At 53.4% G+C, this 16,050-nt stretch carries 14 protein-coding genes; 7 read left to right on the top strand and 7 right to left on the bottom strand.

Annotated features, from left to right (window positions below; translation table 11 throughout):
• Positions 1-84: 84 nt before the first annotated feature.
• The 4 genes from N512_RS0101930 to N512_RS0101915 all read right to left on the bottom strand — a co-directional run bounded on the left by N512_RS0101930 (position 85) and on the right by N512_RS0101915 (position 4,583).
• On the bottom strand, positions 85-2,034 hold the full coding sequence (locus N512_RS0101930; RefSeq protein ID WP_028779230.1) for a PKD domain-containing protein: 1,950 nt from the start codon (positions 2,032-2,034) through the stop codon (positions 85-87).
• A 222-nt stretch (positions 2,035-2,256) separates the two neighbouring features.
• Complete coding sequence (locus N512_RS0101925) at positions 2,257-2,640, bottom strand: DUF2069 domain-containing protein (RefSeq protein ID WP_028779229.1); 384 nt, start codon at positions 2,638-2,640, stop codon at positions 2,257-2,259.
• Positions 2,641-2,991 carry an arsenate reductase (glutaredoxin) gene (arsC, locus tag N512_RS0101920; RefSeq protein ID WP_025009706.1) on the bottom strand — a complete coding sequence of 117 codons (351 nt, stop codon included), beginning with the start codon at positions 2,989-2,991 and terminating at the stop codon, positions 2,641-2,643.
• A 122-nt stretch (positions 2,992-3,113) separates the two neighbouring features.
• Positions 3,114-4,583: a M48 family metalloprotease gene (locus tag N512_RS0101915; protein ID WP_051472599.1), complete on the bottom strand. Its 1,470-nt coding sequence runs from the start codon at positions 4,581-4,583 to the stop codon at positions 3,114-3,116.
• A 102-nt stretch (positions 4,584-4,685) separates the two neighbouring features.
• On the opposite strand from N512_RS0101915, the gene N512_RS0101910 reads away from it, so the two are divergent.
• Positions 4,686-4,907 (top strand): sulfurtransferase TusA family protein, encoded by a 222-nt coding sequence (locus tag N512_RS0101910; RefSeq protein WP_025009707.1) that lies wholly within the window; start codon positions 4,686-4,688, stop codon positions 4,905-4,907.
• Between the two features lie 81 nt (positions 4,908-4,988).
• The gene (locus N512_RS0101905; protein WP_028779227.1) at positions 4,989-6,080 is read left to right on the top strand and encodes an AI-2E family transporter; all 1,092 of its coding nucleotides are present in this window, start codon (positions 4,989-4,991) and stop codon (positions 6,078-6,080) included.
• 65 nt (positions 6,081-6,145) lie between these two features.
• Here N512_RS0101905 and N512_RS0101900 read toward each other — a convergent pair whose 3' ends face one another.
• Positions 6,146-7,039, bottom strand: coding sequence for a LysR family transcriptional regulator ArgP (locus tag N512_RS0101900; RefSeq protein WP_028779226.1), 894 nt, complete (start codon positions 7,037-7,039; stop codon positions 6,146-6,148).
• 156 nt (positions 7,040-7,195) lie between these two features.
• On the opposite strand from N512_RS0101900, the gene N512_RS0101895 reads away from it, so the two are divergent.
• Positions 7,196-7,822 carry a LysE/ArgO family amino acid transporter gene (locus N512_RS0101895; RefSeq protein ID WP_028779225.1) on the top strand — a complete coding sequence of 209 codons (627 nt, stop codon included), beginning with the start codon at positions 7,196-7,198 and terminating at the stop codon, positions 7,820-7,822.
• Between the two features lie 116 nt (positions 7,823-7,938).
• On the opposite strand, the gene bcp is transcribed toward N512_RS0101895, so the two are convergent.
• Positions 7,939-8,406, bottom strand: a complete 468-nt coding sequence (bcp, locus tag N512_RS0101890; protein WP_028779224.1) for a thioredoxin-dependent thiol peroxidase — start codon at positions 8,404-8,406, stop codon at positions 7,939-7,941.
• A gap of 40 nt (positions 8,407-8,446) precedes the next feature.
• The gene (locus tag N512_RS0101885; RefSeq protein ID WP_028779223.1) at positions 8,447-8,995 is read right to left on the bottom strand and encodes a glycine cleavage system protein R; all 549 of its coding nucleotides are present in this window, start codon (positions 8,993-8,995) and stop codon (positions 8,447-8,449) included.
• A gap of 174 nt (positions 8,996-9,169) precedes the next feature.
• On the opposite strand from N512_RS0101885, the gene dapA reads away from it, so the two are divergent.
• The 4 genes from dapA to N512_RS0101865 all read left to right on the top strand — a co-directional run bounded on the left by dapA (position 9,170) and on the right by N512_RS0101865 (position 15,773).
• Positions 9,170-10,054 (top strand): 4-hydroxy-tetrahydrodipicolinate synthase, encoded by an 885-nt coding sequence (dapA, locus tag N512_RS0101880; RefSeq protein ID WP_028779222.1) that lies wholly within the window; start codon positions 9,170-9,172, stop codon positions 10,052-10,054.
• 4 nt (positions 10,055-10,058) lie between these two features.
• Positions 10,059-11,159 (top strand): outer membrane protein assembly factor BamC, encoded by a 1,101-nt coding sequence (bamC, locus tag N512_RS0101875; protein ID WP_025009713.1) that lies wholly within the window; start codon positions 10,059-10,061, stop codon positions 11,157-11,159.
• 439 nt (positions 11,160-11,598) lie between these two features.
• Positions 11,599-12,684: an efflux RND transporter periplasmic adaptor subunit gene (locus N512_RS0101870; RefSeq protein WP_025009714.1), complete on the top strand. Its 1,086-nt coding sequence runs from the start codon at positions 11,599-11,601 to the stop codon at positions 12,682-12,684.
• A complete protein-coding gene (locus N512_RS0101865; RefSeq protein ID WP_028779221.1) occupies positions 12,681-15,773 on the top strand; it encodes an efflux RND transporter permease subunit in 3,093 nt (1,030 codons plus the stop codon). Before N512_RS0101870 ends, N512_RS0101865 begins: the two co-directional genes overlap by 4 nt.
• The last annotated feature ends 277 nt before the right edge of the window (positions 15,774-16,050 follow it).

The following is a 16,050-nucleotide window of genomic DNA, read 5'->3' as shown; positions in this document are numbered from 1 at the left end:
GTCCAAGCCTAGTTATTTTAAATGCATTTAAAAAGCGCAGCTGAAACTGCGCTTTTTTGATGCTCGAATAAACCGAAAAGCGTGTCAGGGTCTGTTCACCCCTACGGGGGTTTTGTGGCGATCGCCACTTAAACGCAGCGGCACTTGGGTCTGTTCACGCCCTTGCTGACGCTGGACATTGCTCTTTGGCGCCATAAGTGTGGGTGATATGCCGAGGTTGGCCGCCCAGCTCAGGCCTGGTTGCATCTGCAGCGGCGCCGGCAAACTATCCAGCAGCAGCTGAGCATTGAGCTCAGGCATCATTTCGCTCAGCACCAAGCCTGTACGGTTTCTAAGGGCCGAGGCGCCGATACGTCCCCGCTGGCCCCAGTCGACCCTGATGCTGTTTGCGGTCACTGTTTCGGGTTTGTCTGTAATCGCCACATCACGCTGCACGCCAAGACGGTAGCTCATCATGGCTTCTTCAAACAGCATGGCGGCATCTTCCCTGGGGGTGCTGTAGTTGTAAAAGTCATTAGCTCTGTCTGCGGAGAAGAAGCCACTGACATCCCCGGGCGTATATGCCTTTTGGGTGGCGGTGGCTGTTTGACCCATAAAGCTCACGCCGGCCAGGGCGCTCATCTCTGTGCTGCCCAGCGGATAGGCGCTGCTGAGCTGATCCGATATCAAGGCTTTTTGCGCCGTGCGTCGGTAATAGTCATCCAGCAAAGTCGGCCCCTCAAGGCTTTGGTGAACACTGCGCGGGAAAAAGTCATTGGCATGGGCCAACTCGTGATAAAGCAGCGAGGAGAGATCGGTTGTCAACTCGCTGATAGGGCGGTTGCTGCGCTGGCTGCGATCACGATAGACAGAAGCATAATCGTTGTCTTTGACATAACGCCAGGGGATCAGGAACTGCAGCTCATTACCGAAACCGGCACGGTAATCCGGCGCTTCATTGATACTGTCGCGCTCAGTTGCCGTCAACCAAAGATCTTCCGGATCCAGATAGATAGCACCTGTGACCACCCAGTAGAAGGAGGGGCGGACATCGTAACTTATCACCACTGCGGTGACAGACTGCAGCAAGGTGGCAAAGTCACCATGAGTGTCCATTTGATCGAGGAAGGCTTCAAAATTACGTCCCATCCAGTCGTGGGATACCAGTACCCGGTTCATTATCGCTTCTTTATCACTGATGCCGCCGGCGCCTTGGCCTATCAAGGGCAGGGTACTGAGCTGGCAAGCGCTCAACTGATTGGAATAAGTGCAGCGCTTTAACACTTCGGCATAAGGCGAGTTGCGTTTGTAGGCATGGGTGCGGGCGATGGGCGCATCAAAGTACTCTGAGGTGATTTGTGCTTCATCTGTTATCAGTATGCTGACTTCATCGCTTAAGGTCTCGCCATTGACACTGGCGCTGGCTCTTAAGATCACCCCTGTGTCCTGATTGACCTCGGGCGCAACAAACAAGGGGCGTTCAGGGTTGGTCAGATCCAGGTTGAGCTCAGGTCCGGCGGCAATACACCAGCTGATGTTGTTTGCCACAGCGCCATTGACTCTATCCAGTCGTACGCTGACATTGTTGCCCTCTACCACTTGGTGATCCTGGCGGATATTAAGGCCACTACCGTCCATCACTGTCAGGGTTACCGTTTCCTGCAGGCTGAGATCACTGCCGCTAACATTCAACTGAAAGCGGTAATCACCGCTTTGCGGCGGCACAAAGGCCAACACATGGCTGTCATTCATGTCCATATCGACACTGGGCCCGGACAACTGTTGCCACTGGAACTGCATATTACGGCTGTTGAGCGTGCCCAGTGTGGCCAGAACACTGCTTTGCTGACCGGCTAAATAGCGGCTTTGCAGCTTAAAAACCAGACCAGAGGCTGTGGTTTGGTTGTCGAATTCACTTTGTTGTTCACAACGCGACAAGGCCGGAGGTGGGGTAACGACAGGAGGGATAAGGTCGCTGCCATCATCGTTGCCACCACCGCCACAGGCGGTGAGCAATAGAGTACAGGTGAATGGGAGGTAAGGCAGTATCTTCATGGCACGACTCCACTTGGTTGACTGCTTGTTATTATTTGTTGTTGTTTTATATAAAAATGGTTGTATTGCTTGGGCACTATAGCACGGGCCAGCAGGGTGACCAATAGTCCTTAAGATGGGAAAAATTGTTGCAAATTATGCCAGTATGCGAGGACGGCAGAGCAAGAGCTGAACAGAGTACAAAAAAAGGGGCCATTATCGGCCCCTATCTATTATCCGGGTTTACTCTTTGTCTTTGGCGCGTTTCTTGAGTCCCAGACCCAATTCGCGGCCGCGCTTGCGAGCGTAGAAGGGCATGCTGATCAGTAAGCATGAGATCAACAGACTCTCAATCAGCGCAAACCACCATTCATTGCCCTCGGCTATATAGAGCAAGGTCAAGCCGTGCAAAAAATAGAGACAGAGAATAAAGCTGGCCCAGGCAAAGGTATAAGGATTACCTTTAAGGATCCCAGGTAGCGGCAGCAGCAAGGGCATCAGCCAAAGACTGGTGAACAGCAGCGAGTATTCGCCGTCGAGTCCTTTACCGATAAAGGCATAGGCCAACAAGGCCGTCAGTAGCAGATAGCCCGTGCGTGAGATCTGTAATAACGCATGACTGCTCATTTACAGGATCGCCAACACGTTTTCCGGTGGGCGGCCGATGGCGGCTTTACCGTTGGCCAGGACGATTGGGCGCTCTATCAGCTTGGGGGTGGCAATCATGGCGGCAATCAATTGAGCTTCGGTCAATTCCGGGTTATTCAGCCCCTGAGCCTTGTATTCCTCTTCCTTGGTGCGCATCAATTCACGGGCGCTGATGCCCAGTTTAGCCAGCAGTTCACTGAGGGTGGCAGCATCCGGTACCTGCTTCAGATACTCGACAATCTGGATCTCGACGCCTTTGGACTCCAGCAGTGCCAGTGTTTCGCGGCTCTTGGAGCAGCGAGGATTATGGAAAATAGTGACCTGGGTCATGGGTTTTCTCTTTACCTTGGCTGAAAAGTGCGACGATGATAGCAAAAATCAGCGGTTACGTCAGGGAAAAGTGGCTCGATTAACGGGCCAGTGAAAGCCTGCATAATCAAAGTGTAAGCCGATCATTTCTTCAATTCGTCCAGCGCTCGGTCGGCGACACGGAACTGGCGTATCTTGGCCTCGATTCTGGCAATCTGCAGTGGTTGGCCGTCGGCGGCCTTGTAGGCAAAATTGAGCTGATCGATAGCACCTTTATAGTCGGCCCTGAGTGCCATGGACTCGGCATTGGAGAAGTGTTCCAGCGCCTTGTTACCGGTTTGCTTGTAGGCTTCGGTCAGCAACTGATAGGGCAAGGGGTTTTGTTTATCCAGAAACGCCATATCCTCAAGAATAGGGATTGCTCGCTGCGGCTGTTTACTTTCGAGATAAACACTGGCCAGGTTGGCGTTGATCACTTGGGAGGTGGGTTTAAGGCGTCTTTGGGCTTCCAACATCGTTATCGCGCCCTGATAATCCTTACGCTCCACCAGCAGATCGGTTTTGGTATCGAGATAGAAGAGGTTGTCCTGATCTTTTTCCAGCAATTGATCTATGAGCTGCTCGGATTGTTTGAAGTCCTTGAGGCGAAACAGTGCCAATGCCTTGCCATAGAGGGCCGCATCTTTAAAGGCATAGTTGTGCTTGGCTAACTGGGTTTCAAACAGCGACAGTGCAGCATCGTCGCTGTAGCTGGAAAAGCGCACCTGGATCCTGGCCTTGGCCAGGTGGAAGTTAAGGTTGTCTGCCACATATCTGTGGGGATACTGTGCCGCGCGGTTACGGGCATCGGTGATCCGCGACTCGGGCAGGGGGTGAGTCAGCAACATTTGCGGCGGTTTGGAGGTAAAACGGTAACGGGCCGCCAGTTTGCCGAAGAAGTTGGCCGAGGCGTTGGGATCGAAACCGGATTCCACCAGAATTTGCATGCCTATCCTGTCGGCCTCTTTTTCATGCAAGCGGGTATAGTTGATCTTGGATTGAGTCGAGAGTGCCTGGGTGGTGGCCAGCGCCGCCATCCCGGCTTGAGGCGCTGCTATGGTCAGCAAGATGGCGCCGAGTAACCCGGCAATGGTAGCCGGGCTGGCTTTCTCCTGGGCTTCGAGTGAGCGCGCCAGGTGCCTCTGGGTTACGTGGGTAATTTCGTGCGCCAGTACCGAGGCCAATTCACTTTCATTGTCGGCGTTGAGAAACAGGCCTGTATGGATTGCCACATGGCCGCCGAAAAAGGCAAAGGCGTTGATTTCATCGTTTCGCAGCAGGAAAAAGTAGAAGGGGGTCTTAACCCCGGTGGCATGCGCCACCAATTTGTTACCCAGTTCGGTGGCATATTGGCTCAACACAGGATCGGATAACACAGGCGCCTGGGAACGAATAACCCGCATATAGGCGTCACCATAGACCATCTCTTTTTCGAGACTGAAGGTGTTGACGGCGGCGGTACCGAGATCCGGCAGGTCGTTATTGGCGAAACTTTGGCTGGCGGTGGCAATTAAAACAGCAGTGGCACCGGCCAGAATGGAATGTCGGAACTTGGAAAAAGTCAATGTACTCAAGCTGATTAGATTTCCTGTATGCCACTAATGCATAACTGCCTGGCTTGTGGTTTGAGTTGCAACTTAGGATAATAGCCGAGGTTTATGTTTAGCAAGCTCATCATGGTTTTAATTGATTTAACTCAGAGTCGTTGTCCCGAAGCCCTGGTCAAGGCCAAGATGGCGATGAAACGTTTGCGGCCCGGTGAAACTCTGTGTCTCTTGCTTTCAGACCCGGGATCGCGGCAGGATGTTCCCCGCTTTGCCAAAAAACAGGGCTATGATTGTCGGATTGAGTCCGACGAGCCGGCCGTATTGCGCTTACAGGTGTCCGTTGCAGAATAGAAGCGCAGGACGTAACTACACAGCTTCTTGAAGAAGCGATAATCAAGATGGCCGCAGCCATCATCACCACAGGAATCCCGGATGTTTAGCTATTTGAGTCGTTGGTACCAGGCCCGCTTCAGTGATCCTCAGGCTCTGACACTGCTGTTTATTCTGCTTGGTATTGCCTTGACCATCTATTTCGCCGGTGGCTTATTGATGCCGCTGCTGGTCGCTCTGGTATTGGCCTTTCTGCTGGAGTGGCCGGTGGCACAGATGGCAAGGGTAGGGATAAGCCGCACCGCGGCCGCCTCTTTGGTACTGATCCTCTTTATCGGCTTGATGATCTTGTTGTCATTCGGTCTGATCCCCAGTATCTGGCGCCAGGGTGCTGCGCTGCTGACTGACCTTCCCACCATGCTGGACAAGGGGATAATCCTGCTGCAGGAGCAGGCGCAGCAGTATCCGCAGTTTATCTCTACAGATCAGCTCGATACCATGGTGTCCGAGCTCAAAAAATTGCTCGACACCCAGCATCTTTTGGATATCGCCAAGCAGCTTCTCGGCTATTCGGCATCCTTGCTGGTGCTGATGGTTTACGCCATCCTGGTGCCACTGCTGGTGTTCTTCTTTCTCAAGGATAAAGATGAACTGATCCGCGGCAGCAAGCGTTTCTTCCCCAGCAATCGCGATCTGGCCCGTAAGGTTTGGTTCGAGATGAATCAGCAGATCTTCAACTACATTCGCGGCAAGGTGATTGAAATTGTGATTGTCGGGGTAGTGAGTTACGTATTCTTCGCCCTGATGGATCTGCGCTATGCGGCGCTGCTTGGGGTGTTGACCGGGCTTTCCGTGCTTATTCCTTATGTCGGTGCCACCCTGGTGACCTTACCTATTGCGCTGGTTGCCTTCTTCCAGTGGGGCGTCAGCCCCGAGTTCGGTTATTTGATGCTGGGTTACGGCATCATTCAGGCGCTGGATGGCAACCTGCTGGTGCCTTTGTTGTTCTCCGATGCGGTGGACTTGCACCCGGTGATCATCATAGCCGCAGTGTTGGTCTTCGGCGGCCTTTGGGGCGTTTGGGGCGTGTTTTTCGCGATCCCGCTGGCTTCTCTGGTCAAGGCTGTACTGAACGCCTGGCCCAACGCCGAAGCAGATGCGGCCAAAGCCGCTTTAGAGGCGCAAGCCGAATAAGGCGGTAAATTTCAAGTTCACTGACACAGGCGGCCTATGGTCGCCTGTGTTTTTTCAACCGCTATTCATTCAGGCAACAAGTGGTTTCTGGCGCTCGCCGCCAATGCCCTGAATACCAGAGTGGTCTGCTTGGCCTTAAGGTTCCAGTGTTGCCAGTAAAGCGGTACCCGCATCCGCATCATGGGTGTCAACTCAATCAAGCGCCCGGATGCCAACAGCGGCTCGGCCTGCAGATGGCCCACCAGGCCATAACCTAATCCCTGTAGAATCGCTTCCAAGAAGCCTTCCGATGACGGCACTGTGTGTTGCCACCATTGTCCCGGCAACATTTCGAAGTAGCGCTTCAAGTACTTTTCATGCAGCTTGTCGCGGGTGGAGAATACCACTGCCGGCGCCGAGGCCAGCGAGTCGGTATCCGGCAAGCCGTCGAAAAAACGTTCGGCAAACTCAGGCGTGGCCACACAGGCATACTCCATCACCCCGAGAAACTCGCTGGAGCAGCCGTTCATCGCTTGACCCAAGGTGGTCACGCAGCCGACAGCCTCACCGTTTTTCAACAGGTGATGAGTGTAAGATTCATCATCCACTATCAATTCCAACAACCAACCACGGCGGGCGAATATGGCGCTGATGGACGGTAGAAACCAGGTTGCCAGACTGTCGGCATTCACCGCGATTCTCACCACAGTGGGCATGGCCGGATCGTCGGCGTCCATTTCGGCTCTGAGCTCAGTCTCCAGCAGTTCGACCTGGGCATAGTGGAGCAAGAGCCGCTTCCCTGTTGGTGTCGGCACTACGGGATTACTCCTGACGAGCAGTGCCTGACCCACTCTTTCCTCAAGCTGCTTTATCCGCTGTGATACCGCTGATTGGGTCACATGCAGCCGTTTGGCTGCTCGCTCAAAACCGCCTTCAGCGACCACCACAGACAGGGCTTTGAGGTGACTGTAGTCCAGCATAAAAACTCCTTGGGTTAATCCTTGCTCGATTATAAGTTTTGCTAATAACCAATAAAAAACATTAGTTATATTAATTTTCTTGCCGGGAGTAAACTGCCGCCATTGAAAACTTTTATTGGTCGTCGGCTATCGCGGCGAACTGCTGTTGGAGAGATTATGCAAACCGCTTTCATTCAGGGCATGGGGATAGGTGCCAGTCTAATCATTGCCGTGGGAGCTCAAAACGCCTTTGTGTTGAAGCAAGGCATCAAACGTGCTTATCCGTTTCCCATCGCCTTGACTTGCTCTTTGATAGACGCCCTGATGATTACAGCTGGCGTTGCCGGGCTAGGGCAGTTGATCTTGGCCGTGCCGGCCATCAAACATCTGGCGAGCTTTGGCGGCGCGGCCTTCCTGCTGTGGTACGGCTTCAACGCGCTGCGCTCTTCATTCAAGAGTCAGGGGTTGGAGACCGGGGATGCTGAAGCGGCGGATTCATTTCGCAAGGCCATGATCACCACCTTGGCGATCAGCTTTTTAAACCCACACCTGTATCTGGATACAGTGGTTTTGCTCGGCAGCATAAGTACCCAGTTTGATACCGAGGTCAGGGCCTGGTTTGGTGCCGGGGCCGTGCTGGCTTCCTTTATCTGGTTCTTTAGTCTGAGCTTTGGCGCGCGCCTGCTGGCGCCCGTGTTCAGCCGTCCCGCGGCCTGGCGTTATCTGGACAGATTTATCTGGTTGACCATGTGGTCAATCGCCCTGGCTATTCTGTGGCCCTATTTTCAGGGAAGGGGCTTCTGAGGTAAGTTCAGGTATCTTGCAGAAAAACAAAAGCCCGCATTGCGGGCTTTTTAGCGTCTCTGGCTTGGGGATGCAGTGAATGCCGGCAATATGAGCCGGCAAAATAGCCGTGGGGTTTATCCCTTGAGATAGTCCAGCACCACTTGATGATGATCTTTGGTCTTGAACTTGTCGAACCTGTGGCTGATGGTGCCGTCCTGGTCAATCAGGAAACTCAGGCGGTGCAGGCCATCATAAACTTTGCCCATAAATTTTTTCTCGCCCCAGACACCGAAGGCATCGGCTACTGCGTGGTCTTCATCGCTGAGCAGGGTGAAGTTGAGCTCATGCTTATCGATAAACTTGCCCAGTCTCGCCACGGGATCTGTGCTTATTCCAAGCACGGTTACATTGAATTCGTCCAGTTCCGCCTTGCTGTCTCTCAGGCCACAGGCTTGCACTGTACAACCCGGCGTCATCGCCTTGGGGTAGAAATACACCAGTACCCGACCTTTTTTCAGGCAATCTTGCAGTGAAATATTTTCATCGTTTTGGTTTTTTAGGGTGAAGAGTGGCGCTTTATCGCCTGCTTTTAAGGTGTTCATGCGTTCAATCCTTTTGATCTTTATCTGGGATGAGTGGGATTCAATCGGCTTTGGGGACCGCAATACCCTGCATACGTTTGATGTTGCAGGTCAGGGACATCTCTTCGGCCAAGGCCTGGATACAGGTTTCCAGTTTATCCAATTCGACCTTTTCCGGGATATTGATGGCCAGGAAAACGTGCTGAGTCTGGCTGCCGTCCGGCAGCTCTTCCGAGTAGGAGCGCACCGCACCGAGATCCAAGGACCTGTCTGCCAGGAACTGGGAGATGCGCTTCATGGTGCCGCGCTGGTCCTGACCGTTGAAAGTCACTTCAATGCGCGAGATGTAGTTTTGCGGCGTGTGCTTGGAGGTGCGCTTCATTACCGTCATCAGTTCAAGTTCGACACTGAGACTGGGAAGGCTGGTTTCTATCTTGGTAATGGATGCCCAGGAGCCGGACAACATCATAATCAGAGTAAACTCGTTGCCGAACAGCGCCATGCGGCTGTCGACTATGTCACAGTCGCAATCACTGGCTAATCTTGCCAGTTTGCTGACCAGGCCGGGACGGTCGGCCCCCATAGCGGTAACGACCAGGTAGTTGGTCATGAATTTTCCTCATATTTCCGGTATCATAGAGCGAAAACTCAGCCCCTTTGAGCTGAGTTTTTTGTGCGGTCAACCATGCTACCACAACTAATTCGATTTGTTAGCCCTGACAGTGCTTGTCATTGGCTGGCTGCACCAGTACCATAGCGAATCCTGAAATCTTGGGGACATAAGATGATAAACGGAAGCATCGTAGCCTTAATTACGCCCATGCAAGGCGATGGCTCAGTGGATTTTGCAAGTCTCGAGCGTTTGGTGGAATTTCATATCGAGCAGGGGACCGATGCCATAGTAGCAGTTGGTACCACAGGCGAATCTGCCACTCTGCCCATTCGCGAACACCTCGAAGTGGTGTCACAAACCCTTTCTTTTGCCGCAGGCCGTATTCCCGTCATAGGCGGTAATGGTGCCAATGCCACCGCTGAAGCCATAGAGCTTACCCAGGGCCTGTCGAAACTCGATGTGGCTGCCATGCTGGGGGTGACACCTTATTACAACAAGCCCACTCCCAAGGGGTTGGTTGCCCATTATAAAGCGGTTGCAGCCAGTACGGATGTTCCCCAAATTCTGTATAACGTTCCAGGCCGCACTTCGGTTGACATGAAGCCGGAAACCGTTGCCCAACTTTGTGATGTGCCCAACATCATAGGGGTGAAGGAAGCCACAGGCGATCTCGCACGGGTTAAACTGCTGCGTGAGCTTTGCGGCGATGATTTTCTGCTGTTCAGCGGTGATGATGCCACGGCGCGCGAATTCCTGGCCCTTGGTGGCAACGGGGTGATCTCGGTTGCCAACAATATCGTCCCCAAGGCGTTCAAGGCCATGTGTGAGGCAGCGCTGCAAGGAAGAGCGGCAGAGGCAAAAGCCGTGGATGAACCCCTGAGCGGCCTGTACAGTGCACTCTTTTGTGAGGCAAACCCAATACCGGTTAAGTGGGCGGCCCATCGCATGGGACTCATCAGCGAAGGCACAATTCGTTTGCCTTTGACTGAACTTTCCGAGGAGTTTCATGGTCTGTTGCTTAACGCAATGCAAAAAGCCGGGATAGAGGTTGAATAATTTAATGCTAAAGCAAGTTTCCCCCTTAGTGCTGGTTGTCGCAGTTTCAGCCTGCAGTACGCCGATTGACCGTCGTCAGGCCAATGGCAACTTCGAGTATGTTGAAGCCGGCACTTCAGCTCCCTTGGTGATCCCGGAAGGATTGGACACCCCAAGGTTCAGTAAAGAGTTTGAGATCCCGCAAGCGGGCGCCAAGAGTAATGCTGAGTTTGTTGGTGAAAAACTCGATATTCGTCCGCCTTTGCAAGTGCTGCCCATGGCTGAAGGCACCCATGTGGAAGAGGGCAGCGACAACATCAAAGTGGTGGTTGAGTCCATCGACAACAGCGTTGATCTCAAACAGGAGATCTTCAGCACGGTTAAGGGTTATCTGCAAAAGCAAGGCTATGGCATAGTCTCTGAAGATTATGATAAAGGCGCTATCGAAACAGATTGGATTGAAACAGAGCAGGTGCTCGATTCTTCCTGGTTTGGCAGCGATAAAGTCTACCAGCTGCGCCAGCGTTTCCGTTTCGATGTCGAAGTTCGTCCTCATGGCCGCACAGGTAACCTGGTGATCAACCTTATAGATCACGAAGAGCATTACGACGGCTCAGAGCTGCCGGTACTGCTCAGTGGTGAAGATAAGCGCCGTTACACCATAGATATGCTCAATAGCGCCGTGGCCTATATGAGCCTCAAGCGTGAGCAGATGATCAAGGCCAACCGTATCAAGCAGAGTCTGGGTATTGATATGTCATTGCATCAGGGCGGCGACAGCGAGAGCTACTGGGTGGCTGATGCGCCATTCAAGCGTACCTGGGATCGTCTGCGGATAGTACTGCCTGAGCTTGGTTTGGAAGTGGTGGACATGGACTCAAGCAAAGGTTTGTTCTATGTTAACTTGAATGACAATTCTGGCTTCTGGAGTTCCCTGTGGGGCGATAACAAGTTAGCGCTTAAAGAGGGCAGCTATCGTTTATTGCTGCAGGAAAGTGCCGCCAACAAAGAACAGACTGAGATCCGCCTGCACGATGTGGCCGACCAACCGCTCGCGAATGAAACCATTGAAGCCGTCTATCAGAACCTGGCGGATTTGATGCGCGAAGATCGTAAAGTGCGTTAAGCTCTGCGGGTTTACACCAGAGAGTGTGATTGAAAAGGCGCCGATTTCGGCGCCTTTTTTGATCTCCTCATAAGCCTATTGCTGCCCTTGGGTGCCAAAAGTCGGTACCGAAGTTCTATGGCTTTCTCAGCACCAGCCATTTGTAACCATTTAATTTATAATGTTTTTGTTTGATATTTGTCCTACTACTTCATCTTTACCGCACGAGAGATGAAATCAATACCTCCCTGTTTGTAAAGCCATTTGCAGAATAGTCCTTGGTTTTTGAGCTAATCTATAGCCTGTATCTTTGTTTCGGCAGCTTTGATGCAGTTGTTTTAACTGTGTGTGTATCTGTGTCAAATAAATGTAATTTGTAAGAAAAGGTAAAACGTATTGAAGCCGATAAGTCGCAGAGTAAACTGTTTTACCCATAAAACTCTGTACCTTCGGACAATCAATGAAAAAAATAATACTCCTTTTGGTACTACTGGCGGCCGCAGCCATTGGTTATCAACAATGGCATCAGCAGCAAGCCCCGGCGGAGAGAAAGGCCCGCCCGGTACCCAATGTTGTGGTGTATAAGGCAGCCATTCAGGCTGTGCGGGATGAAGTGGAGGCCCTTGGCACTTCCAAAGCCTATGAGTCAGTCACCATCACCCCCAAGGTCAGCGATGTGGTGACCTCGATTCGCTTCGATGATGGTCAGATAGTCAAGCAAGGGCAACTGCTTGCCAAGCTGCAGGACGCCGAGCAGCAGGCCAGAGTGGAACTGGCCAGGATCAAGGTGCGGGAGAATACCCGCGAGTTCGACCGCATCAGCTCTCTGGTCACCAGCAAGACAGTCGCAGAAACCGAGCGCGACCGACTGCAAACTCTGATAGAAAGTGCCAGGGCCGAAGTCGAGCAGGCACAGGCGGCGCTGCGGGACAGACAGATCACCGCCCCCTTCAATGGTCGCCTGGGTTTACGCCAGGTTTCGGTCGGTAGCCTGGTCACCCCGGGAGTGGTGATCACCACCTTGGATGATATCTCGGTGATCAAGCTGGACTTCTCGGTTCCCGAGCGTTTTATTCAGGACTTGTTGCCGGGCAAAATCGTGGAAGCCAGCGCGGTCGCTTACCCGGATAAGTTGTTTCGTGGCAAGGTTGTTTCCATCGACAGCCGGGTTAACCCAACCACACGGGCAGTAGTGGTGCGCGCCGAAATCCCCAACCCCGATGGTCAACTGCTACCGGGCATGTTGATGAAGGTCAAGCTTATCAAGCAAAACCGTGAGGCGTTGTTGCTGCCTGAGTCGGCCATTATTCCTATTCAAAACCGTCACTACATCTATCTGGCCAACAGTGAAGGTGTGGTGGAACAGCGTCAGGTTACTATTGGGCTGCGCAGCCGTGGCTGGGTGGAAATTCTCGAAGGCGTCGAGCTGGGTGAGCAGGTGATCATTCGCGGGATCCTCAAGGTCCGTCCCGGTGACAAGGTCAAGGTGGAGTTCAAGGAACATTTCAGCTTCCTGACGGCTGAAGAGGCGAAGACCACAGCATGATACTGACAGACATTTCCGTTAAACGGCCGGTTTTCGCCTCGGTCATCAGCCTGCTGTTGATCGCTTTCGGTCTGGTGTCCTTCGGTAAGTTGCCACTACGCGAATACCCGGATATCGACCCGCCGATAGTCTCGATAGATACCAGCTACCGTGGCGCCAGTGCCTCTGTGGTGGAAAGCCGTATCACTCAGCTGATTGAAGATAGGATCAGTGGCGTTGAAGGCATACGTCATATCGACTCTTCCAGCACAGATGGCCGCTCCTCTGTGGTGCTTGAGTTTGATATTGACCGCGATATTGAAGCCGCCGCCAACGATGTCCGTGACCGGATTGCCGGTTTGCTGGATAACTTGCCGGAAGAGGCCGATCCGCCGGAAGTGCAAAAGGCCAATGGCGGCGATGAAGTGATCATGTGGCTCAATCTGGTGTCGGATCAGATGACCACTTTGCAGCTCACCGACTATGCCCGCCGTTACCTCACCGACAGATTCTCCGTCATCGACGGGGTGGCCAATATGCGTGTCGGTGGCGGCAAGGTTTACGCCATGCGGGTCTGGATTGACCGCCAGGCACTGGCGGCCCGTAACCTGACCGTAGCCGACGTCGAAGCGGCCCTGAGATCGGAAAACGTCGAACTGCCGGCCGGCTCCATCGAATCCAAGGAACGTCACTTTACCGTGCGGCTTGAACGCAGCTTTCGCACAGCCGAAGACTTTGCCAACCTGGTGCTGACCCAAGGGGGCGATGGCTACCTGGTTAAGCTCGGGGATGTGGCCAGGGTCGAAATCGGCTCGGAAGAAGAGCGGATCATGTTCCGTGGTAACGGCGAAGCCATGATAGGCTTGGGGGTCTCCAAACAGTCTACCGCCAATACTTTGGAAGTGGCGCGGGCGGTGAATAAACTGGTGGATGAGATCAACCCGACTCTGCCCCAGGGTATGGAGATCAAACGCTCCTACGACAGCTCAGTGTTTATCGAAGCCTCTATCGATGAAGTGTATCAGACGCTGTTTATCGCCATTATTCTGGTGATCATCGTCATCTACCTGTTCCTTGGCAGTGTGCGCGCCATGTTGATCCCGGCGCTGACTGTGCCTGTATCCCTGCTGGCCACTTTCATCGTGCTCTACGCTTTGGGATACACAATTAACCTCTTGACTCTGCTGGCGATGATCCTGGCCATCGGCATGGTGGTGGATGATGCCATCGTGATGCTGGAAAACATTCACCGCCGCATCGAAGAGGGCGACAGTCCATTGAAAGCCGCTTTTCTCGGCGCCCGTGAGGTGGCCTTTGCGGTTATTGCCACTACGGCGGTGTTGGTGGCGGTATTTATGCCAATCACCTTCCTCGACGGCGATCTCGGTAAGCTGTTTAAAGAGTTTGCCGTCACCATGAGTGCCGCCGTGTTGTTTTCCTCGATAGTGGCACTGACACTCAGCCCCATGATGTGTTCCAAGCTGCTTAAACCCGCGAGCCAGGATACCTGGTTGATGCGCCAGGTCGACAAGGGAATGAACGCTCTGGCAGGCTTTTACAGCCGCAGCCTCACCGGCGCCATGAAGCACCCCTTGCTGGTTTCCCTGTTGGTGGTGGCGGCTCTTGGGGCCAGTGCCTACATGGTTAAACTGATCCCGCAGGAGTTTGCGCCGGAAGAAGACAGGGGCTCTATGTTCCTGATGGTCAACGGCCCGGAAGGCGCCAGTTATGAATATATTGAAGCCTATATGAACGAGGTGGAGCAACGTTTGATGCCTCTGGTCGACAGCGGCGAAATCAAGCGTTTGTTGATCCGTGCGCCTCGCGGTTGGGGCGGCTCGGCCAATTTCTCCAACGGTATGGCGATCATAGTGCTCAATGACTGGGGCCAGCGCCGTCCCGCCAAGGAGATCATCAATGATGTCCGTGCCAGGCTCGCCGATCTCGCCGGCGTCAGGGCGTTTCCTGTAATGCGCCAGGCCTTTGGCCGCGGAGTGGGCAAACCTGTGCAGTTTGTCATTGGCGGCCCCAGTTATGAGGAGCTTGCCAGATGGCGCGATATCATGCTGGAAAAAGCGGCGGAAAACCCCAATCTCGTCGGTTTGGATCATGACTACAAGGAAACCAAGCCCCAGCTTAGAGTCGTTATCGACAAAGACAGGGCGGCCGATCTCGGGGTTTCCATCGCTCATATAGGGCGCACGCTTGAGTCCATGTTGGGTTCACGCCTGGTGACCACCTTTATGCGCGACGGTGAAGAGTATGACGTGATCATTGAGGGTAACCGCGACAGCCAAAACACCGCCTCGGATATGCAGAATATCTATGTGCGCTCAGATCGCAGCAAGCAGCTGATCCCACTCTCGAATCTGGTCAGCATAGAGGAGTTTGCCGACGCCAGTCAGCTCCATCGCTACAACCGGATGCGGGCCATTACGCTGGAGGCCAGTTTGGCGGAAGGTTACAGCCTGGGTGAGGCGCTCGATTATCTCAATGACTTGGCCCACACCTATCTGCCGGCAGAAGCCTTGATAAGCTACAAAGGCCAGTCGCTCGACTATCAGGAGTCCGGCAGCTCCATGTACTTCGTGTTCCTGCTGGCACTTGGGATAGTGTTCCTGGTATTGGCTGCGCAGTTTGAGAGCTATATTCACCCCATGGTGATCATGCTGACTGTGCCGCTGGCAACCGTGGGCGCTTTGGTGGGCTTGCTGCTGACCGGTCAAAGTCTGAATATCTACAGCCAGATAGGCATCATCATGTTGGTGGGGCTGGCGGCCAAGAACGGTATTCTGATTGTTGAATTTGCCAACCAGCTCAGGGATAAGGGGGTCGACTTTGATGCCGCTATTTTGCAGGCGGCCAACCAAAGGCTCAGACCCATACTGATGACAGGCATAACCACGGCCGCCGGTGCCGTGCCTCTGGTGCTCGCCGAAGGTGCCGGCGCCGAGACCCGCTTTGTTATCGGTGTGGTGGTGCTCTCCGGTATCTTGCTGGCCACCTTGTTTACCCTGTTGGTCATCCCTGTGGCTTATTCACTGTTTGCCCGCCATTCCAGTTCGCCCGAAGCCGTGGCGCAGCAACTGGAAAAAGAACTGGCCGAATAACGGGCCTAATCAGCCGCCAAACCGTTTAAGGTGGGGCTGTTGGTTTGGCTTTCGGTTTAACCTCAGATTTAGAAACCAGCGCTCCTTTAGGGACGCTTTTTATGCCTGAGCTATTCGGTTGTTTTGGCTTTGTTGTCATGATCGCAGTTTGGCAAGGCGCATAAGGATAGCGTCCAAAAGCGAATGCCTTCGTCGACTAAAACGCTGACAAAGTCTGAATCGCAAAGAAGAGAATGAAGTGTAAGGGGTAGAAGCAGCAAGACCGGCCGCTGGCCGG

The organism is Shewanella sp. 38A_GOM-205m, from assembly GCF_000518445.1.
In the GTDB taxonomy this organism is placed as follows: Bacteria; Pseudomonadota; Gammaproteobacteria; order Enterobacterales; family Shewanellaceae; genus Shewanella; species Shewanella algae.
Note: the sequence above shows the minus strand (reverse complement) of the source record. Positions and strands in the feature narration are given on the sequence as shown.

Bases quoted from the DNA above. Each gene is read 5' to 3' on its own strand.
- N512_RS0101930 (WP_028779230.1), bottom strand. From the start codon at position 2,034: ATGAAGATACTGCCTTACCTCCCATTCACCTGTACTCTATTGCTCACC.
- N512_RS0101925 (WP_028779229.1), bottom strand. From the start codon at position 2,640: ATGAGCAGTCATGCGTTATTACAGATCTCACGCACGGGCTATCTGCTA.
- arsC (WP_025009706.1), bottom strand. From the start codon at position 2,991: ATGACCCAGGTCACTATTTTCCATAATCCTCGCTGCTCCAAGAGCCGC.
- N512_RS0101910 (WP_025009707.1), top strand. From the start codon at position 4,686: ATGGTTTTAATTGATTTAACTCAGAGTCGTTGTCCCGAAGCCCTGGTC.
- N512_RS0101905 (WP_028779227.1), top strand. From the start codon at position 4,989: ATGTTTAGCTATTTGAGTCGTTGGTACCAGGCCCGCTTCAGTGATCCT.
- N512_RS0101900 (WP_028779226.1), bottom strand. From the start codon at position 7,039: ATGCTGGACTACAGTCACCTCAAAGCCCTGTCTGTGGTGGTCGCTGAA.
- N512_RS0101895 (WP_028779225.1), top strand. From the start codon at position 7,196: ATGCAAACCGCTTTCATTCAGGGCATGGGGATAGGTGCCAGTCTAATC.
- bcp (WP_028779224.1), bottom strand. From the start codon at position 8,406: ATGAACACCTTAAAAGCAGGCGATAAAGCGCCACTCTTCACCCTAAAA.
- N512_RS0101885 (WP_028779223.1), bottom strand. From the start codon at position 8,995: ATGACCAACTACCTGGTCGTTACCGCTATGGGGGCCGACCGTCCCGGC.
- dapA (WP_028779222.1), top strand. From the start codon at position 9,170: ATGATAAACGGAAGCATCGTAGCCTTAATTACGCCCATGCAAGGCGAT.
- bamC (WP_025009713.1), top strand. From the start codon at position 10,059: ATGCTAAAGCAAGTTTCCCCCTTAGTGCTGGTTGTCGCAGTTTCAGCC.
- N512_RS0101870 (WP_025009714.1), top strand. From the start codon at position 11,599: ATGAAAAAAATAATACTCCTTTTGGTACTACTGGCGGCCGCAGCCATT.
- N512_RS0101865 (WP_028779221.1), top strand. From the start codon at position 12,681: ATGATACTGACAGACATTTCCGTTAAACGGCCGGTTTTCGCCTCGGTC.